Raw genomic sequence first — 21,032 nt, forward strand, 5'->3', positions numbered from 1 at the left:
GAATGAGTATAAAAGTCAAACAATGAATTGTTAGCAAATTTAAAATGACAGCCTAAAGGGGACAGATTAATCTGAGCTTAATATGATAATTAAAACAAACCCAAGTGTGTATTGAGGGGGAAGCATTGTGTCATTCAGGTAGATTATTTTATCAAAACGAATCACTAATATTGAATATTGAAACGCGCAAAACGGGTAAACGCACGGATAATAGGTGCTTTACTGCGCTGCTCGATTAGCAATTGTTTTTGAGTTGAAAATTTTTTGAAATGACGAATATCATCGACTATGTGCACTGGGCGACATTCAAATTGGCTAGACAGGTTAAGTAAGGTTTCGGCAGTAAACGAAAAAGACTGCAGCATTTTATTAGAGATATCATTCTTTCTTGCTGCGGTTAAGGCTGACTTACGTAACAGTTGTTGATTAATCTTATCTTTTAAGCGAATTTTATGCTGTTTCCAGGTATTTTTGTTGGTTAGTGTGCGCATATCTTCAATGATCTGATGTGGGTCACAGTCAAATTTGTAGGCAATTTTCGCAATCATTTCTTGGGAGGTAATATCGATCCCTTTTATGGTTAAATAGACGATAAAATCTAGGCGATCGTTGGCTTTTTCGATTGCTGCTTGATTTTTATTTAACACTTCGTCGGCAGGTGATTCTGATTTTTCAACAGAATCAAGCAACTCAGCCAACGAAAGCGTTTCCGCTTCTACATCAGCATAAGATTGTTGATATTCAGGCTGTTTCTTCATTCACTATTACCATTCAATGTTTGCGAGTTAGGCTAGGTTTTTTGTGAAGCGTTTTGCACTGACTCAGTCTCTTTGTTACGCACACTATTTTAAACTAAATTTTACGTGAAATGGTTAGCCGGTGGAAACTTAAAATTGAAGATAATCAAAAATGAGTGCGCGAAACACTGACTTGTAAGGTGATTGTTTTTTGGTTGTTATACTGTTGTTGTATCATGTTTTTTAATTAACCTGTTGATGATCTAATTCAATATTTAATGCCCAATAAAGTGGCTATGTTGACTTCAATTACTATACAACTGGCTGCATAACACGACGTGTAGCAAAACAACTGAGCACTGAAATAATGACCATGAGTTTAAGTTGCAATCTTGTTGTATCGTTAAATTCACTGAGATTTTATCAATGAAGTCGGATAAACACTCTGTTACTTATTTTGTCTTTATAGATAATCGCAATTAGCACATAAGATTATAGCGCGTGAATTTAAGGTTAACATTTTTTGTCAGTGTATTTGCACATCAATAGGTTGTTCTTTTAAAGGTTAAGAAATGCTCACAACACACTAAAATGAAATGCGATTACCGCCTACTGGTAGCGCAATATTAGTAGCCACATTGGCAACCATTTTTGTAGCAAATGGATGGGCCAGCAAAATACCAAACACGGTTTAGGTGATAAGCTCGACACGAGTGAGCGCCATGATGTGCTATTGAAACATGGTGTGATAGCTCATACCTAATGTTGCGTATTATCGACAGGTATATAGCGGCTAAATAAAGTGCATTAACTTAGCCTGAAGTAAATTGCAGGCTTCACTTGAAATAAACCAATAAAACCCGTTGAATGGCAACAGGTTTTCTTTTTATGGTTGGGATATATGTCGACATTGACCAAAGGGCTTGGGTTGTTTTTAGATGTGGTACAACAGGGGTCTTTCAGTAAAGCTGCAGCCTTGCATGATATGGATAACTCGTTATTGTCAAAGCAAATAAAGAAGCTAGAAGCCGATTTAGGTGTGCAATTGCTTAATCGTTCAACTCGTACCTTTGCATTAACCTCTGCGGGTAAAGATATTTTTGAGCAAACCAAGGTGTTGATGGAAACCTTAACTCAAATTCAAAATATTGCCGACGCCCATCAATCTGAACCTCGAGGCAATATTCGTATTACTTCATCGATTACTTTTGGGCAGCAATACTTACAGCCAGTGATCAGTCAGTTTATGAAGCAATATCCGCACGTTAACATCGCTTTGTTATTAGACGATAAACGGGTAGATATCATATCTGAGCACTTTGATGTGGCGTTCAGGTTGGGCAAGTTAACCGAGTCTAATTTGATAGCCAAAAAGATAGCCAAAACCCATTTTGCAATTGTTGCATCAGAAGATTTTATTGCCCAACACGGTATGCCGGCCACCCCTGAAGAATTAGTATTATTACCCGCCGTGGTTTATAGCAATGGCAATGTTCGCCTAGATCAAATGTCGATTAGCGCACCGCCTGATTTTAATGATTATAAAACCTATAAAATGCAGAGCAATTATTGTGTCAGTGATATGCGAACCTTAATCAAGGCTGTCACAGATGGATTAGGCTATGCGATGATTGATTTGTTTAATTTAGATAAACCGATTAGTGAGGCTAAGTTAACGCTTCTACTTACTGGTTATGGCTTATCTACTGTGGATACTGGTATTTATGCTATTTACCCACATCGAAAACCGACCAAACTTGTGAGTGAGTTTATCAATGCGGTGCAAAGCTACATAGGTACACCTCCCTTTTGGGTCGATTATGTACCTGATTATAAAAATCGTTACAAATAACCTCAGGCACTTTAGAGATGAAACCAGCGTTTGTTCTAAATCTGATGTAGTGCATTAGCAGGGACAAACAGATTGACAGATAAAATCAAAAGTCACACATAGGGCTGGATTTTGAATTAACCCGAAAGGCCATTTTTATCCGCATTTTAAACAACGAACAGAGCCACTTTAAAAGCCGATATTTGAAACTGTTACAGGTGCACTTTTTCGCTAAGGGGATATTTTTACTCAACTGTAGGTTGAGTTTAGCCATCAAATAGCCTCGATATCATCTTGTTCACTAATACAATTGTACTATGGGCGAATTTCACTTAAGTTAGTCTTGATACTCTCTTCTACCTTGGACATGTCATGTGGAACACACTTCGCGCTTATCAATCATCAATTATATTATTGTCGGCTTTGATGCTGGGTGGCGCATTAGGATTATGGCTACCTGAATTTGCCATAGAGTTAAAACCCATCGGGCAGATTTTCCTTAATTTACTCTTTATGATCATTGTGCCACTGGTGGCGGTTAGTGTGATGTCTTCTATTGCCAGAATGACAGATTTAAAAAAATTAGGCGCGATCTTGATTTCGATTATGGCGGTATCAATCATGATGGCACTCATTCCGGCTGTCGGCATTATCTTGCTGGCATCAGCTTTCGATCCCGCCCAAGGTGTCACGCTGGAATTAGCTGAAACTATTGATAATGCTGGTGGTTCGATGGACTTTGTGAGTTTACTGACCGCCAATGACTTTGTGGGCTTGTTATCAAAATCAAACATTTTAGCGTTAATTATTATGTCGGTGATCAGCGGAATTGCGATAGGTCAATCTGGTGAGGATGGACGTAAAGTTGCAGATTTATTAGATAGCTTGAATACCGTGATTATGAAAATTATCGCGATTTTAATGCATGCAGCCCCCATTGGTTTAGGGGCTTATTTTGCTGCCACAATGGCAAGTCAGGATGCAGAATTAATGGGCACATTTGCCCGCGCAGTGGGTTTATTCTTCTTGGCAACGGCATTATATTTAACCATTGGCTCAACCTTTTATGCTTGGTTGGGTGGGGGTGTTGATGGCGTAAAACGCTTTTGGCAAAATATGTTAGAACCTGCGGTCACGGCTTTAGGCACGAGTTCATCATTAGCCACTTTACCTGTCACCATTCGCAGCGCCAATAAAATGGGCCTTAATGAACAAATCAGTGAAATCAGTTTACCTTTGTTGGTTAATTTGAATAAAGGTGGTGCGGCAATGATTACCGCATTAAAAATTGTCTTTATTTATTCTTTACTTGGTTTAGATTTTAGCGCTGATATATTTATGATCACTGTGCTGATTTCAGTATTGTCGGCATTTATCATCGGCGGTGTACCCGGCGGGGCATTTTTGGGCGAGATTTTTATTGTCACAACTCTCGGTTTGCCATTGGAGGCCATCCCTATATTGGTGGTGCTCGGTGCGATTACTGATGCCGCTTCTACTGTGATTAATGTGGTACATGATTTAACCGCGACACAAATTATTGAGCGACTTAACGGCAAGCATTATTTAAAACAAGCACAATAGGCTTTATGAATACTGAGACAAAAAAAAGCAATAACCTAGCGGCAATCATTTTTGTGGTTGTCCTGTTATTGATGGCATCGATAGCGGTGTACAGCATTAATCAAAGCCATCAACATACTTCACCAGAAACTTGGACCGCATTTATTTATAAAAATGGTTACGAATCGGCAAAGTATGAAATGGAAGATGGATTTGAGGATTATTCTTCCTGCAAGTTGTATGCGACTCGCCTATCGGATAATTTTGATCAAGCACCATGGCAATGTGGCTTACGCTGTCGTTTTGACTCTATGCGTCAGGGTTATCAATGTGAAAGCATGGAAAATCATTAGTTGAAAATACACTTTTGGGGAGTCCATTCTGGTAAGGCATAAGCGACAGCTTATGCCTTTATCGTTTATTGAGTTTATTCCAGCTTAATTTTCTTGCTGATATTACAGTTTGGAATTTACAGCAGGTAAAGCCGCACTTTTGCTCAACGGGCAAGGTGACTCTCCTGGGCCTGTGAGTAATGCGGGGTTAATATTGGCATTACACTTCCAATGAATAAATTGGCCATCACTGGTTATGTTAGGCGTAAAAGTCAATTGTGCTTCTTGACCATAATATTTTGCCAGTTTGACAATCACATCACTGTGTTCTGACAAAAAAATATCACTAATTAATGGGTGTGCTTTGAGTTCATTAATGGGTAAAGCAAAGTTGTCAGCCGGCTTAGGTAGCCTTGCTTGATCAGTATAAAATTTTGAAATCGATATTTTGGCCAGTTGTGATAAATCGACAATAGAATTGAGCTGTAATTTAAGGTTTAAGCCATCATAGTGAGAATCTGTTATAGCATTTTCAGTGGGGGCAGGCAAAACATCGTCATTTGCTTGAATACTGATTTGCGGAGCTTGTTGGGCGGCGATAATTTTCTCTGTCACCACATCAATCGTATCACCAGGTTCAAGTGCGACACGCAATACTTGTGACCCACTTTGAGGCCGATCATTATTAGCGGTTGCTGTCGTTAACGCCGTGTTTGGTTCGATAACCATCGATATTTTTTCGGTAGAATCAATGGCCAGCGCATGGGCTAATTCTTCGGGTTCTGTCGAAATGGGTTTATCAGCAATGGTTGTTTTTCGGGGCGTCGTTTCAAAGACGGTGTTCGCTTTGTCATTTGGTGTTAACCCTTGCATATTGGCTGTGACTAAGGGCTGATATGTGGCAGGTGTTTCATTTATCAATGGTTCGATCGGTGCAGTTGAAATGGGCTGATAGTTTCCCACCGTAGCGATGTGGGGTTGTTCTTCGTCTTGAGGCTTTGCCTGCGCCATAATTTGTTCTGTTGTGGGTGACTCAAAGGCTTTAGCTGGGGAGATTACCTCTGTCATGCTATGGCTGTCTTCGTCAGTAACATCAATACTTTCAACTGCTTTGGCAACGTTAATACTATCAATAACCTCTTCATCAGCCTTGTTCATAACTTCAGTAGCCATAATCAATTCTGTAGCAACAATGTCCACAGGCAGGGAGGGAATGAGTTCCGCTGAAGTCATGTCGTTCAAAGAGTGATTAGCCAAGCCAGTATTGGTTGATGGCTGAGCTTTTATATTTGTTAATTGAAAAAAAGCGGCTTTTAGCGCGGTTAATAAACCTGTTTCAGGTATCGTTGTCGATGATGAATCTTCTACAGCGATTTTAGGCGCATCTATTGTTGATGATGTCAAAGCGATTTCTGATACTTGTTGCTCGGTTTGCAGACTGGCGTTGACCGCTGTTGTGGTTGTTTGAGCGACTTGATTCGATACATCGTCAGAGCTGAGGGGGGGCATTACAGCTGTTTCAACGGGGTTGTTAATAACCACTGGGTCGGGCTGCATGCTAACTTCCACTTTAGTCGTTACTAAAATTGGCGTTTCTATAGCGATGTCTTGTAAAACCGTTAGGGGGGGGGGCTGCGAAAACCTCGGTGGACTCGGTTGGAGACACGGCATCATTTGGAATTAACTCTTGGGTTGATTGTACTATCGAGGAAAAAGTCGCTACCGCAGAGTTTTGTATATCATCAAACGTAAAAGGTAAGTCTGGGATGGCATCCTTGCTGGGGATTAATGCCTCGGCTGAGCGGCTCACATCGCTAAACATATCGCTTGCATCCTGCTGTAATGCATTGAAATCGGTTGAGACTATTCGAGTGGCAAAGGATTTTTCATTAGGATCTTTAGGGCTATCATCATCGAGAAATAACACTTTAACGGTCACACTGACAATTAATAACAGCGAGATATTAATTAGCCATTGGTTCATATCTCGCTGCTTTGTCTTCTGCCTCTTTTGCGGAAGAATACGGGTAATATTTTTATGTTTGGCGATGACATCACGAGCGATTTCTTCAATTTCTTCACGATCGATAGTCGTGATCTCATCTAATGCTGCAATATAATCAAGCGGTAATTCAATATCTTCAGCGTGCTTAGTGCCATTTCGAAGGGAGTCTACTTCTAATACGTGATGTTTAATTTCTTCGATAATCGTGTTTTGTTGGCTAGGTTGACTAGCTTGGTTCATTATTATTCACCCTTGCAAATATGTGACCGATAAACTTTTATTGATTGTTTATATCGCTATTAACTCGTATTTAAGTGCAGCTGACGCTATGGCATTGTGATGTGTTACATCATTAGCAAATCCAGATGTTCGATTTTGTAGAAACAAAGCGTTAAATAAAGGCTTTATATATCTTTGACGCGTAATTCAGTACGAGGAAATAATCAAAATGCAGATTGTTATTATTTGCATAACGTGACTCAGATTTACATCTTCCATGACCACTTTTATCTGTTTCTTTTCACTGTTTGGCATAAAACAGATTGATGACACACTTCCTTCGCAGGGCACAAGATAACCAATTGTGACAATTTGTTCAATTTTTTTAACAAGTTGTTATCATTTTGCTGGTTAGATACGCCATAAAACTGTCTGTATAAATTTACATCGATAAAATCACTCATTATTACAAGAGGTTGAAGTTGTTTTATGCTGTCATTTTTTTGCCATTTATGACGTCAATGGTGATTGAATTTGCAGGTCGACTGTTGTTTACTCAATCATTTGTGGAATGACCTTTTATGGAATGACCTTTTATGGAATGACCTTTTATGGAATGACTTTGCTAAGTCAAAGGCTGTAACCCTCAAACTGTTGCGTAAAGGTGAATAGTTAAACTAACAATATGTCCCCTTGCAAAGTAAATGATTTTTTGAGTGTGAGCGATGACTCAAAAGGCAAAGGAGTGTTCATCTTTTAACTTGAGGGGAGGGGTATTCAGTGCAATTAAAATTTCGGGTAATGTTAAATAAGTGTAAACGTGAAGGTTAGGTGTTAGTCTAAATGATAATATGCTGGTACATAGTAAGCTGACTTATACCCATCACCGTCAATAAGTGATCATAAATAGCGTAGGAGCACTGCGTGATAACAAAGACGATTTTTACGGTAAGTTATTATTCTACAATCGAAAAATCTAACGTCGTTATCATGTATTTTAATCTGCTAGAATGAACAGTTATTTATTACGATTGGTATTATATTAAGAGGCATAAATACCGAAGATTAGCAGTGATACAAACTGTTACCTTGTCTAAAGTATTATTTTTCAGCGATTTACGATAATTGTAATTTATGTCGAATTTGTTCGCTTATGCTTTACAGCATTTTTATTTAAGATGCATCTAAAATAATAATAAAATTTTCAGGTGAAGGTGGATGGACGTTATTCAGTATCAAATAGGGCCATGTACATTAGATTGCAGCATCATGACCTTAAGTTGTGGTAGTCAATCAGTAAAGTTGTCGGCAAAAGTATTTGAATTGCTGAAATTATTTATTGAAAGTCCAGATCATATTGTTTCACGCCAAACCGCAATAGATATTATTTGGGATGGAAACCAAGGTGTTGGTGAAAAAGGGTTTACTAACTCGGTGTGGCTTATTCGTAAGTCCTTTAAGGACCTCAATATTGAGGATGATCTACTGCTAACTTTGCCTAAATTAGGCTATCAACTCGTTTTACCTATTTGTGCCATTTCAGTCGCCAGTCAACAAGTGAATATCGCAGAAGAACCCAAACCTGCTCGTATTCTGCCTAAATGGATCGGCATTTCTTTTGGCTTGATTTTTGTATTGCTTTTAGGTTTTTCAGGTTATCAATTTAAACTGTCTCATCAACAGCAGACGGCTCAGTTGCCAGTTTCAATTACCCCTATAAAAAATAAAGTGACTAATTTTGAAGGGGTAGAAGAACATATTGCGGTTTCTAATAATGGTAACTATTTAGCAATGCAGTGGCGAAGCGGCGATTTACTTGGCAAAATTTACATCAAAGACTTAAATAATGCTGACTCACCGTTAAAACTGATTTCATTTGGTGAGTATGAAGAAGCATCACCTACTTGGTCGCCATCAGATGAAAAACTGGCCTACGTGCGGCTGTCTACATCGGGGGATTGTGAGGTACGTGTCAGACATTTGCTGCAAAACACGGATAGTTTAATTGCTGAAGGATGTTTTTACCTGCCCTATAAGCGGGTACTTAGCTGGTCAACTTCAGACGAAAACACACTGGTTTTCGCAAAACAGTTAAACGACAGAGTCGCACTTTTTGCTTATTCGTTCATTACCCAACAAGTAACGCCCTTAACACAGCCAGGCAAAAATGAAATAGATTTTGCGCCTCACCAATTAGACGCAAATAATGGGGTAGCTTTTATTCGTGAAAAAAGTTCATCAATGCAAATGAGTTTAATACTACAAAATAATGAAAACCAACTCATTGATATATTAGCGAATAAAGTCACTATTGTTGATTTTGATTACAGTGTGAAAAATAAGGTTTTTTATGTAAATCATGTTGATGCAGGGGGATTGGCGATTTCAGAAATTGATATTGCAGCAAACCTTGTATCAACCATTACCCATGAGGGGTTACCCAGTAGTATCAGTTTTTCTGATATCGCGAATACCTTATATATCACTGAACATATTTCAAAAGAATATATTGCTCAGGTTGCTTACCAAGATCAAAAAGTCCTCCGTACCATTTCTTCCTCCTCGCGTGATATGTATGCCCGATATTTAAAAAGCTCAGCGGATGTGTTGTTTCTATCTAATCGCTCATCTTTATGGTCAATCTGGAAGAATAATCAGATAAACAGTAAAAATTTGACCAAAAATATGGGTAATGCGGGTGTAGTGGCGACTTCGCCTACGGATCTATCATTTGCTGTCACAATAAATGCTGATGAGAAGCAAACGCTCTTTATTGGTAACACTGAGTCTGAATTATTTGAAAGTGTTGATATTGGTGAGCTTGCTGCTGAAAATATTAGTTGGTCGAAAGATGGTAAAGCATTGTATTTCAAAGGAACTCAAGATGATAAAAGTGCTATTTATCGATATTCGTTAAATCATCACCTTGAGCCGATTAAGTTTGGTCAGGGCAATTATGCGGTTGAAGGTGAAACCCCAGACATTCTTTATATGTCGCGATTTAATGTCAATGGCATTTGGCGTTTTGATGCCAGAACAAATCAAAGCATTCAAATTACTGATCGTTTAGCAAAGTATGATTTTGGGTCTTTTTATTTTGAAAATGGTTATGTGTATTTTGTCGAACGCAGCAAGCTTGAAGATAAAATTCAACGCATTAATGCAGACCATCAAGTGCAAACCATCATGACATTTCCTGCCAATAGTATCCGTAAATTTTTTGGTATTTCGAGTGCCGATGAGGCGTCATTGTTGCTGACATTGAAGGTGGCAAATGAAGCGGATGTCACTAGCTATGAATTACCAGTTAAACATTAAGTCATTGTTTTAATATGGTTTAGATTTTTTTTAGATATCCAGAAGAGATCTATAGATATAAATTTGAGTATAAAGTGAGTTGCGGTTGATTGTGGCTTCATCTCCATCACGTTATTAATTGGTTAAGGCCTTGTAACAGAGGTTAATTACAAAAATAACATGAAGGAATGGAAATGAAATTTAAAAAATGCACACTCGCATTATGCGTCTCCACTGCCATTTTGTCTGGCGCCCTACAGGCTGAGATTCAAACGGATTCTGTTTCAGCATTTACTGGTGTTCAGCAACAAGAACGCACAACTTATGCATTGTATTTAAACAGTGCTGCCGCCATTGAACTTCAAGGCAACAAGCTAAACTATAAGCAACGTTTAGCTGAAGTTGCTAAATTCCAAGATCAAGTATTCAATAAAATTAAAGCGATTGACCCACAGGCTAAACTGGTTGCTCGTTCTAGCTTGGTTGCTAGCATGATTAATGTAGAACTACAATCTAGTGCTATCGGGCAAGTCAAAGCACTGGAAGCCGTGCAGCAAGTATTTAATGCTAATAATACCTCAAGCGTTAAATTTACCCAGAACGTCAAAGCTGTGGAACAAAATGTTTCGGTAATGGCGGATGAAGAAGTTGCCTTACTTACTCCTTACACTGGCAATGAGTCAGCTGGCACGGGTGTTAATGTTGCTATCATTTCTACAGGTATAGACTATACCTTACCTATTTTTGGCGGTTCAGGTGTTTATGGTGAGGATAACGATCCTGAAACGCCACCTCCTGCAGGAAGTTATCTAGAAGCGCTTGAGAACGGCGCAATCGAATACAGTGGTTTTCCTACCTCGGTTGTGGCTGGTGGCTGGGATTTTTCAAGTGAAAACTATGGTAATGATGCCAACCCTATTGATCAAAATTTGAGTTATGAATCTTGGGATGGTTGGGTCTACCCAACAGGTATGGGGACTGAACTTGCCAGTATCGTGCATCAACTTGCACCAGGGGCAAAGCTGCATGCTTATAAAGTCTCAAACGTATCAGGCGCTAGCTGGGATCCGTCGTATATTACAGCAGCGGGTCCAACACTGGATAAAATTATCAGTGCATTTGAACACGCGCTTGATCCAAACCAAGATGGTGATATCAGTGATCGTATTGATATTGCATTATTAGAAGCATCAGGTGCTGGTGCTTTCTTTGATATTGATGGCAATGCCTCAGTCAGCCTACTTCAGTTACTCATTGAGCGTGTTTCAGCCCAAGGTGTTACCGTTATCACTCATGCGGGAAATCTTGCCGAGTATTCACTTTATGGCGATGCTGAAGCTAAACACCGTAACTGGATTTCAGCGGAAGGTAGTGCGACTTCTGCCATCACTGTGGGTGCGGTCAAGTTTGCTGACGATGGTGAAACCTTGGTTGTGCCTGAATGGGCAGCTATGGGGCCAGTGCGCGGTTCACAAACCTTAAAACCTGAAATTGTCACCTTCACCGATAATCAACCTGTGGCAAAAATCTCTAATGCTGATGAAACAGCGGCTAAATTAGGTCTACGTTCAGACTCTATGGCAGGTGTTGCTAGAATCGCCGCGGCAGCTGCAGTTATAAAGAGCCAGTTCCCTGGTTTTGGCCCTGCAGAAATCAAAGCAATATTAGCAAATACTGCAAATATCAATAGCATTTTAGAAAGTGATGGTGTTACACCTGCTGAAATTTATTCTATCGGTCATGGTGTTGAAAACATCGATGCAGCGATTAGCTCACCTGTTGTTGCGTGGGAATCAACATCTAGTCAGCCTTATGTTCAGTTTGGTATGCATGAAGTTGCTGATAGCGTAACGGTACAAAAAAATATTACCTTACGTAACTTATCTGATACGGCACAAACCTATGAGGTTTCGTTCAAAATGGTGGGTGATAAAGCCGCCCATGCAGCGTTAACACTCAGCTTACCAGAATCTGTCAGTATTCCTGCTCATTCAAGTGTGGTTATTCCTGTCACTATGATGGTTGATGGCAGTAAGTTGCCTCAGTGGCCATTAGTGATGACAACAGATCATGTGGATGAAAAACTTAAAGCAACTGAGTTAAATGGTTATATCAGCCTTGTATCTGAAGGTAACCCTGAACTCAATTTAGGTTGGATGATCAAAGCACGTAATAACACCACAATTACTAAGCGCCCAAACGCCATTGAGTTCCCAACATATTTAGGTTGGAACCCTGATACCTTTCAAACTGAATACAATCACCTAGCTTGGGGTCGTGAACTTTATGCTGATGACCAATTTGGAAATGGTGGCTATCTAGCCTATGTGGCTTCGTTTGTTAATAATTCAAAAACAGCAACGACCTTCCAAGCTTACCCGTTAATACTGCAAAATCGCTCAGTCCGTTCAGATCTTGAAAATGTAAAAGGGCATAAGATTAAAGCGGTCGGTGGCGCAATTTTTGATGAGCCTATGTGTAGTAGTGGCAAAAAGTTAAACATTGCGGTGAGTTTGTTTGACCGTGCTGATGTGGCTATTGCTAATTATCAGGATAGAGGTCCACAACTATTTGCATATGACTTATTTTTAGAGTCTGTCGTTAAAGACAATGGTTGGGATAAAAGTTTTGCTGATGGTTCTATTTGGGATGAAGCTTTACAGGTAAACCAACCCCGTGTTTCGTTAAATACCAAAGGTCAGCCAGTTACTTATGTGATTGATTACAATATTCCATATGACTGGAGTAATCCAAATGGTCGCATGAAAGAGTCAAAACTACCGACCTATTTTGCCAATAACGGTAAAAACGTGATTTCACAAGTTTGTTTAGATGAAATGTACCACCATGAGCTTGATAGTGTGGAAGATTTCGACCAAAACTTTGGTTTCCACATCCAAACCGATCGCCACACGGGTAAAGAGATAAATGAGCCTATCGCACAGTTTAACCCAATTAGAGGTGGCACTTACTCAGTTGAACAATCTTGCTATTTTGATTGGATGACCAATGAGCAAGTTTGTACCGACTTAGCCAATGATCGTACGGTGCATGTTGGTTTTGCTACGAAGTCGGAAGATCAAGCCGTGGGTGATTTGGCCTTTAAACAAACCTTTACCGCACAACCTGGTGAAGAAGTTTACATCGCCTCGGTTGGCGCAGTGGGCCAAGGTGGTATTGGTGATACCCCTAAACCTGTCGAGTTCATGGTGATGAGCGTCAATGATGACTTTATGCAAGTAGGTAATAATTCGCTGCTTGATGAAGATGGTAATGTTGTTGCAAAAGCGCAAGCTGGCCAAGTTTTCTATGTTGAAGAAAATGCACCCGCGGGCACCATCGTCGGTAAAGTAGAGCTTGATACTCAAGGCTTCTTCAGCTACGGATCGACTGAATGGGAAGCATTCTTACTGCACATTACTAATACTCTTGTTGGAACACCATTTGCTGTTAATCAACAGACACATGAGTTGTATGTGGTTAATCCTGATGCGATTGATTATGAAAACAATCATGAGTTCGCGATTAAGCTGACAGCGCAACTAGGTAATAGTGTTGGTGAAACAGAAACCATTAAGGTAATGGTTAATGATGTGAATGATATCGCTCCTGTGGTGAATGAAGAGGTAGCAGCATCATTGCCAACGCCTCAATTAACCTTTAAGCAAGGTGAAAGCGCCAGCTTTACCCTCAATATTGGTGGTTTATTCACGGATGCTGAAAACAATCCTCTTAGCTACACAGTGGCGGGGTCAGGTTTCTCTGCGTTATCAATTACAGGTACGGAAGTTTCTGGTCAACTTGATACAGAGGGAAGCCACCAGTTTACTGTGACCGCTTCTGATGGTGAGCATGAGGTAAGCCATACCCTAATGGTTGAATCTTCATTTGAACCAGAAAGTGACAGTGGCGGTAGCTTAGGTATGCTGTCACTGCTGTTTGCTGGGTTAGTTGCATTCCGTCGTCGTTTCTAATCGGGTTAATTAATTAATCCATAGCAAGGGAAAGCCTGATTGGGCTTTCCCTTTGTATAGCAAAAGATAGGTAATCAAATGAAAAATAGCCGTAAATATTTGGTTCTTAGTGCTGTGAGTACCGTGTTCGCATTTTCAAGTTATGCAGATTCAGGTAAGTCACTTAACACCATTAATCCTGGCCAAGAAAAAATAAAACTAGAACGCGCCAGTAAAATTCGTACAGATGGTATGTATTTTGTTCGCTTTAAAGATAGCGCCGTCGCTAGCTACGATGGTTCGGTTGCAGGCTATAGTGCAACAAGCATTAAAGCCAATAAATCCAATAAAACCACCAACGGTGTATTAAATCTTAAGTCACCGGCAAGTGTGAGTTATCAGCATTATCTTGAAAACAAACAAACTCAAATTACGCAGAGGTTGAGCACTAAAATCAACCGTACTTTAAAGCCATCGCAGCAATATCAGGTAGTTGCCAATGCTGTCGCAGTGAAATTAGATGCCAGTGAAGTAAGCACCATTTTAAAAGATAAAGATGTATTGAGTGTAGAGCCTGTTGGCATGCACTTTATTCATACCTCGACAGGGCCAGAGTTTATTGGCGCGAAAAAAGTATGGCAGGGCGTTAATAGCATGCCAGGTTCTCAGGGCGAAGGGGTGATCGTTGGTATTATGGATACCGGCATTAATGCCTCGCACCCTTCATTTAAAGCGGTGGGTGATGATGGTTATGCCCATACTAACCCGTTAGGTGAAAACCAGTATTTTGGTGACTGTCAGCAGTACCCTGAATTCTGTAATAACAAATTGATCGGTATTATTAGTTATGCCGATTTAGTCGATTATCGAGCGGCGACCGCAGATAACCTTGATGATCCTTCATATGATAATTTAGAACAAAAAGCCAAAATAGGTTATGACTTTCATGGTCATGGCTCTCACGTTGCTTCGACGGCTGCCGGTAATGTTGTTAAAAACGTGAATTATTATTTAGAAGTCGAAGAAGAAGACGGCACTTTGATTGCTGAAAAAAGCGCCTTTGAATTTCCAGTTATCAGTGGCGTTGCCCCCCATGCCAACATTGTGTCATATCAAGTATGTGATGATGTGGGGTCTTGTTATCCAGAGTTTACGATTCAAGCGCTTGAGCATGCCATTGCTAACGGCATTCAAGTATTGAATTACTCAGTTGGTGGGGCCGCGACAGATCCTTGGAGCTCTGTGAGTACAGAAGCATTTCTGAATGCACGTGAAGCGGGTATCCATGTCGCTACCGCAGCGGGTAATGCGGGACCAACCGCAAGCACAATTGGTTCACCAGGCAACTCGCCTTGGGTGACCACTGTCGCCGCTTACACCCATAACCTGACTTTTAATTCAAAGGCTGTGAGCTTTATGGGCGGTGAAACGATTCTTGCTCCACTAACAGGTCGTTCTATTACGAAAGGTTTTACGGGCAAAGTCGTTCAGGCTAAAGATTATGATGAAGCCAACGCTATGTGTACCGAACCTTTTGCTGAAAATACTTTTACTGCCGATCAAATAGTTGTGTGTGAACGAGGTTTAAATGCCCGTGTGCGTAAAGGTATCATTGTCAGAGATGGCGGTGCTGGCGGTATGATTTTAATCAATTTAACGGGCGGTGCCGATACCGTTAACGATGACAACCATGTGATACCCGCGATCCATTTAAACGACACCGATGGCAAGTTATTAACCGATTGGTTAGCAAGTGGTAGCGGCCATCAAGCAACCATTGAAGCCAGTGTGACAGCGACAAATGATGCTTTAGGTGATATTGCAGGGTCATTTAGCTCACGGGGTCCTAACTTACCTTATCCAAACATTTTTGCACCAGATATAGCCGCACCTGGGGTGAATATTTATGCTGCAAACGCTGAAGATCGTGTCTTTAAAGATCAAACTGGCCATATTTCATATGTGTCATTTTCAGGTACGTCTATGGCAAGTCCGCACGTAGCGGGCGCGCTAGCATTAATCAAAGCCACTCATCCAGATTGGACTCCAGCACAGGCGCAATCGGCAATTATGTCGACGGCACATCAAGTCACCTATCAAGATGATGATGCTGACGGTGTTAATGTTCGTTCAAACTTCTTTGCTCAGGGAGCCGGTAGCCTAAGAATTAACCATGCGGTTAACGCGGGGTTAATTATGGATATCAGCAAGCAAGAATACCTTGATGCTAACCCTGAAACAGGCGGAAATCCTGGTGATTTGAATACTAGCTCGATGGTCAACAATGAGTGTATTTCAAATTGCACCTGGACACGTACCGTAACTGCGACCAAAAGCAGTAGCTGGACAGTGGATTATGAATACTTAAATGAGGGTTTTAGTTTACAAGTCACCCCTGCACAATTTTCATTAAATGCTGGCGAATCGCAAGTGTTGACGATTAAAGCCATTGCTAATATTGATTTGGTTGATGAGTGGGTAAATGGCTATATTAACCTTAAAAATGCTGATGCAAGTATGAGTGATACTCACTTGCAAGCCACCATTGGTTTCAAAGCTGGACAAATGGTTGATAGTGTTTCGGCCAAGCTAAATAACCTTGATAATAAGATTGCGATTGAAGATATCGTTACCTCGGGCAGTAATGGCTTGCAGGTGAAAGGTTTTGGTCTATTCAAATCACAAAGCGTAACAGGCTCAGCTATTGGTGCGTCTAATGACGCGGAACGTAATAGCCCTGCTTATAATCAAGAGGTGTTGTTCACTTCAACTACAGTGGTTAAACCCTACACTAAACGTTTAATTGTTGAGATCACCGACACAACTTCACCGGACATGGACTTATATGTGGGTATCGATGAAGACAATGATGGTAAAGCGAATGCTTATGAGCTGTTTTACTCATTAGTGTGTGTCAGCGGTCAAGAAGACTCTAACGAGAAGTGTATTATTGAGCGTCCTAAATCCGGTAACTATTGGATACTTGCACATAACTTTAAAGGCTCAACAGACGATCTACCCGACGATGTTACCGTTCGCTTAACTCAGGTTAACTATAGCAGTGTGGCTAGCTTTGATATTGACGCCCCCAGCACGGTTGCCCAAGATGAAAAGTTTGATATTAACCTTGCTGTAAATGGTTATTTAGATGACAGTCAAGCTTTAACCCCACTAGAAGAAGGCGAGGTTTACTACGGTTTGCTTGAATTAGGTACAACAGCGAATTTAAAACGAAACGTTGGTGGAACTTTAATCAAAGTTGAGGGCTTAGCACCGGTAGATATTCCTGTGAATACCGCTCCTACAGTTGCTAACCCACTTAGCAATATTGAGACTCAGCTTACGGCTTCTGGTAGCATCGATTTTAGTGTTGATTTGAGCAATGTATTTGCTGATGCTGAGAATGATGAACTGAGCTATAGCGTGTCAGGCTTAGATGCATTAAGCATTGATGGCATGACATTATCAGGCACCTTAACCCAAACCGGTACCTTTGAGGTGGTTGTCACTGCCAGTGATGCAGAGTTTTCTGTCGCAAGTGAATTTACCTTAACGGTGGCAGCCGCTCCTGAAGTGGTTGTTCCAGTCGAACCGGGTAACAGTAGCGGTGGCGGTGCCATGGGCATGGGGTGGTTACTCATCATGCTCGCTGCTGGCTTACGTCAGCGTGGTGCAATACGTGTTAAATAAGTAATCTTATAGTCGCATCAGCATCGTTTTTTCAAGCCGAGTATCTTAGATACTCGGCTTTTTATTTTCAGTCCTAAACCACCTACTTTAGTAGGTGAGCTTTGCTAATGGTGCGGTACAAGCATTTAAATCAAGGATGATTTAGTCGAGCCATATATGCTATTAAATGTATATGTGTATTAACCTTGAAAATTTACGTCATTTTCAGCTAAGCCATCTTCCAAAGACTTCGAACAATCGTCCCTATCACCATAAAACGTAGCCAATATATCTCTCTTCAGCGGCTATTTTTAACCCAATTAACGCTACAAAGCGCTGTTTGGTATTTATTTATGATCCTTAAATAGAGGCTTGGGACTAATGCGTTAAGATTGAATTGATGTTAAATTATTGATTCGTTTACCTATGTCTTTGGCGATTTCAAAGTAGGTACTTTGACTAATACCAATCGTAATAAATAACTGAGCACCCTAGCTTGATAAAACACTCGATAACAGCGTTAGATTTTTTGATTGTAGAATAACTACTTATCGAAAAGCATCTGCCTTATTCTCAAGTGTTTTCCTACGCTATTTTGATCACTGACTTATCGTGATTGGTAGAATAGATAATCCACGTGACTCTCATGGAAGATCTCATGGAAGAGTTAATAAGTGAATAAATTGGAGTTTATAAATGAATAAAATGGCCGTTGCAGTGGCAATATTAGCCGTTGGTGCAGGTGGATATTATTTTAGCCAGCAATCTAACACAGTCGCGCTAAATCCAATTTTGGATTATGTTCCTGCAGATACATTAGCGTTTTCTGGACAGTTAACCCCTTTCCCCATTAAAGATTATCTGTATAGCATTGCAGGGAACGCTCAGGGCTATTCGGTAGAGCAATTGAACGAGTTGAGTGATTTTACTGAACCGCATGAACAGTTTTTTCTCAGCCTTTATAAACAGTATTTGAGTTTGATGACGGAGCCCGACAAACTTGTCGCGCATTATGGTCTGCCTGATGAAATGCAAAGCTATGCTTATACTTTAGGCGCATTGCCTGTTATGAAGTTGCAACTTGCCAATGCTAAGGCTTTTTGGGCCGAGTTAGACCGCGCTGAGCAAGAAAGTGGCTTAGTTCATACTACCGCAACCATAGCTGGGCTAGAGTACCGTGCTTATCGCGTTACCGGAGTGGATTCAGATGAGACAGTTGATGTGGTGTTTGCTGAAGATAAAGGCTGGCTAACCATTACGTTAAACACTTCGCTCAATCAAGCCGAATTGTTAGAAACGGCACTTGGCGCTAAGAAGGTGGCCAACCCGATCTCTGCGACCACTATATTACAAGACATTGCTAAGCAGCATCATTTTACCCAAGACAGCATTAGCTTTGTGAACCATGTAGAGTTAATTAAAGGCATCACTACTGCCGAGGGTAACTTGCTGGCAAAACAAATTACCCAATTAGCCTCATTACAAAATGATAATCCGTTTGCAGAGTTGCACAGTGAGCAATGTAAAACAGAGTTAATGGCGATTGCCAATAACTGGCCAAGAACCGTGATGGGGTTTAATACTTATTCGGTTTCTCGTCAAGAAAGTACATTTGATGCTCGCGTTGTTATTGAAAGTAAAAATGCGGTTATTCTCGATGCGTTGACTAAAATGCGAGGCTTTATCCCTGATTTTGGTGAAGATGCTGCTAAGCATATTTTATCCGTAGGCTTGGGTATGGATGTGGCACAACTGGCACCTTCGCTCAATGCCATTTGGAAAGACTTAACCACGCCAACATATCAATGCCAGGCATTAGCGGAAAGTCAGTATGCATTGGCAGAGTTTAACCCCGCTATGATTGGCATGATGACGGGAATGGCCAACGGTGTTAAAGGCCTAAATTTAACCGTAATGGATTATCAACTAAAGGATATTGATGGTTCGCCAGCATTTAATACATTAGATGCATTGGTGAGTTTGTCTGCCGAAAATCCTGCCATGCTAGTGGATATGGTCAAACCTTTTTATCCACCGCTAGCGCAAGTAAACTTGGCGGTTGATGGCAAAGCCGTTGATGTGACTTCATTATTAATGTTACCTCCTGAGTTTGGGGTGCAAGTTAACATGGCGATTAAGGGGCAGCATTTAGTACTGTTTACAGGTGACAATGGGCAAACGTTAGCTGATACAATGGCTGAGCAATCATTGGTGGCAAATGGTTTGGTTAATTTTACGGCTGATTATGAAAAAATGTTCGCGCCTTTAGTCACCATGATTGAGCAAAGTGGTGAAGAGGTGCCAGAAGAATTATCAATGATGAAAGACTACAACATGCGCATGCAAATGACGGTTGATATTACCAGTCAGGGGATTGAAATCGGCTCTAAAATGCGCGCTAACGCATCTCAATAAATAGATAGGAATGCCCTAACAATGGGCATTATTTTAGACTAACCGATACAACGAAAGCTCTAGATGCTAGAGCTTTCGTATCATTTAGTTTTTAGCACTTTATCTCAGTATTATAAAATATCGTTTAATGCGATACCGATACCAATACGTTGGTTATGGTGATCGTAATCAATTAAGCTTTCACCGTATCCATTAAAATATTGCGCATATAGGCGTAAATTTCCTAGGATAGGGTAGCTCCACGTAAACTGTCCTGAGCCGCGATTATCTGATTGGAGGTTATTACGGATTGTGGCTGTAAATCTGTGGTCGCCTAGGGCGTATACCCCTTCTAATTCGAAATTACCCATGTAGTCAGTAATATCTGGGTTATCATCACCCTTCGGATCGTCGAATGAGGCTTTCTCATCTTCCGGAATTCGCCACCAAACTTTTAAGCCCATAGCAAAAGGACCACGGTCGAAGATCATAGAACCGTATATTCTATTCCAGCTACGAGACAATATCTGGCTTTGGCCATTCGATTGATGTACTGCACCAAAACCCCAAATCGAATTTCGCATTCCTAGGATTTCCCAGTCATTGTCAAATGCAACAAATATGGCGGGTTCATGATTGGTTTCACGAAAGGGTGAGGAAACCTCTTTATTATAAACTTGCCAGTATGATTGGTTGGTATAGGCAAAATATAACGAGCCATTGTCATCCCAAATTCCATGCCATACAGGAAATTTAAAGCTGATTTGAAATTTCGCTTCAACTTCATCTACGTTAACTTCTTGACCTGGATATTTTTCTTCGAAAGGCGTGTTATTAGGTCTACTTTGGTATGTTACGGGGAGAATATAGTTAGCTTTATGAGGCGTTATTACAAAGGCTTTATCCTCTGTGGAGCGTTCTTTTTCTAGTCGTTCATCGACTATCGAATCTGCGGAAAATGCATTCATCGAACATAAAATAAGCGACAAAGGCAAAAATTGTAGTGCGTTTAATTTTCTCATAATGATCAAT

Annotated in this window: 11 protein-coding genes; 7 read left to right on the forward strand and 4 right to left on the reverse strand. The window is 40.5% G+C overall.

Annotated elements, in window-relative coordinates:
* Nucleotides 1–164: 164 nt before the first annotated feature.
* A complete protein-coding gene (locus OHT75_RS03325) occupies nucleotides 165–758 on the reverse strand; it encodes a hypothetical protein (RefSeq protein ID WP_264725016.1) in 594 nt (197 codons plus the stop codon).
* A gap of 880 nt (nucleotides 759–1,638) precedes the next feature.
* Between OHT75_RS03325 and OHT75_RS03330 the strand changes: the two genes are divergently transcribed.
* From OHT75_RS03330 to OHT75_RS03340, 3 genes are all read left to right on the forward strand, one after another.
* The gene (locus tag OHT75_RS03330) at nucleotides 1,639–2,589 is read left to right on the forward strand and encodes a LysR family transcriptional regulator (RefSeq protein ID WP_264725017.1); all 951 of its coding nucleotides are present in this window, start codon (nucleotides 1,639–1,641) and stop codon (nucleotides 2,587–2,589) included.
* Nucleotides 2,590–2,940: 351 nt separating this feature from the next.
* Nucleotides 2,941–4,152 carry a dicarboxylate/amino acid:cation symporter gene (locus tag OHT75_RS03335; protein ID WP_264725018.1) on the forward strand — a complete coding sequence of 404 codons (1,212 nt, stop codon included), beginning with the start codon at nucleotides 2,941–2,943 and terminating at the stop codon, nucleotides 4,150–4,152.
* A 5-nt stretch (nucleotides 4,153–4,157) separates the two neighbouring features.
* Nucleotides 4,158–4,484: a hypothetical protein gene (locus tag OHT75_RS03340; RefSeq protein WP_264725019.1), complete on the forward strand. Its 327-nt coding sequence runs from the start codon at nucleotides 4,158–4,160 to the stop codon at nucleotides 4,482–4,484.
* 102 nt (nucleotides 4,485–4,586) lie between these two features.
* Here OHT75_RS03340 and OHT75_RS03345 read toward each other — a convergent pair whose 3' ends face one another.
* Both OHT75_RS03345 and OHT75_RS03350 read right to left on the reverse strand, forming a co-directional pair.
* Nucleotides 4,587–6,020: a hypothetical protein gene (locus tag OHT75_RS03345; protein WP_264725020.1), complete on the reverse strand. Its 1,434-nt coding sequence runs from the start codon at nucleotides 6,018–6,020 to the stop codon at nucleotides 4,587–4,589.
* A 13-nt stretch (nucleotides 6,021–6,033) separates the two neighbouring features.
* Entirely contained in the window at nucleotides 6,034–6,708 is a 675-nt protein-coding gene (locus OHT75_RS03350) for a hypothetical protein (protein WP_264725021.1), read from the reverse strand.
* A gap of 1,197 nt (nucleotides 6,709–7,905) precedes the next feature.
* Here OHT75_RS03350 and OHT75_RS03355 point away from each other — a divergent pair.
* The 4 genes from OHT75_RS03355 to OHT75_RS03370 all read left to right on the forward strand — a co-directional run bounded on the left by OHT75_RS03355 (nucleotide 7,906) and on the right by OHT75_RS03370 (nucleotide 20,021).
* Nucleotides 7,906–10,005 (forward strand): winged helix-turn-helix domain-containing protein, encoded by a 2,100-nt coding sequence (locus OHT75_RS03355; protein ID WP_264725022.1) that lies wholly within the window; start codon nucleotides 7,906–7,908, stop codon nucleotides 10,003–10,005.
* A gap of 173 nt (nucleotides 10,006–10,178) precedes the next feature.
* Entirely contained in the window at nucleotides 10,179–13,958 is a 3,780-nt protein-coding gene (locus tag OHT75_RS03360) for a S8 family serine peptidase (protein ID WP_264725024.1), read from the forward strand.
* A gap of 78 nt (nucleotides 13,959–14,036) precedes the next feature.
* On the forward strand, nucleotides 14,037–17,627 hold the full coding sequence (locus OHT75_RS03365) for a S8 family serine peptidase (RefSeq protein WP_264725026.1): 3,591 nt from the start codon (nucleotides 14,037–14,039) through the stop codon (nucleotides 17,625–17,627).
* 675 nt (nucleotides 17,628–18,302) lie between these two features.
* The gene (locus OHT75_RS03370; protein ID WP_264725027.1) at nucleotides 18,303–20,021 is read left to right on the forward strand and encodes a hypothetical protein; all 1,719 of its coding nucleotides are present in this window, start codon (nucleotides 18,303–18,305) and stop codon (nucleotides 20,019–20,021) included.
* Nucleotides 20,022–20,131: 110 nt separating this feature from the next.
* Here the strand turns inward: OHT75_RS03370 and OHT75_RS03375 are convergent, their stop codons facing one another.
* A complete protein-coding gene (locus OHT75_RS03375) occupies nucleotides 20,132–21,022 on the reverse strand; it encodes a phospholipase A (protein ID WP_264725028.1) in 891 nt (296 codons plus the stop codon).
* Nucleotides 21,023–21,032 lie beyond the last annotated feature (10 nt).

It is taken from the genome of Shewanella subflava (assembly GCF_025971955.1).
GTDB classification, from domain to species: domain Bacteria; phylum Pseudomonadota; class Gammaproteobacteria; order Enterobacterales; family Shewanellaceae; genus Shewanella; species Shewanella subflava.

Bases quoted from the DNA above. Each gene is read 5' to 3' on its own strand.
- OHT75_RS03325 (WP_264725016.1), bottom strand. From the start codon at position 758: ATGAAGAAACAGCCTGAATATCAACAATCTTATGCTGATGTAGAAGCG.
- OHT75_RS03330 (WP_264725017.1), top strand. From the start codon at position 1,639: ATGTCGACATTGACCAAAGGGCTTGGGTTGTTTTTAGATGTGGTACAA.
- OHT75_RS03335 (WP_264725018.1), top strand. From the start codon at position 2,941: ATGTGGAACACACTTCGCGCTTATCAATCATCAATTATATTATTGTCG.
- OHT75_RS03340 (WP_264725019.1), top strand. From the start codon at position 4,158: ATGAATACTGAGACAAAAAAAAGCAATAACCTAGCGGCAATCATTTTT.
- OHT75_RS03345 (WP_264725020.1), bottom strand. From the start codon at position 6,020: ATGCAGCCCGACCCAGTGGTTATTAACAACCCCGTTGAAACAGCTGTA.
- OHT75_RS03350 (WP_264725021.1), bottom strand. From the start codon at position 6,708: ATGAACCAAGCTAGTCAACCTAGCCAACAAAACACGATTATCGAAGAA.
- OHT75_RS03355 (WP_264725022.1), top strand. From the start codon at position 7,906: ATGGACGTTATTCAGTATCAAATAGGGCCATGTACATTAGATTGCAGC.
- OHT75_RS03360 (WP_264725024.1), top strand. From the start codon at position 10,179: ATGAAATTTAAAAAATGCACACTCGCATTATGCGTCTCCACTGCCATT.
- OHT75_RS03365 (WP_264725026.1), top strand. From the start codon at position 14,037: ATGAAAAATAGCCGTAAATATTTGGTTCTTAGTGCTGTGAGTACCGTG.
- OHT75_RS03370 (WP_264725027.1), top strand. From the start codon at position 18,303: ATGAATAAAATGGCCGTTGCAGTGGCAATATTAGCCGTTGGTGCAGGT.
- OHT75_RS03375 (WP_264725028.1), bottom strand. From the start codon at position 21,022: ATGAGAAAATTAAACGCACTACAATTTTTGCCTTTGTCGCTTATTTTA.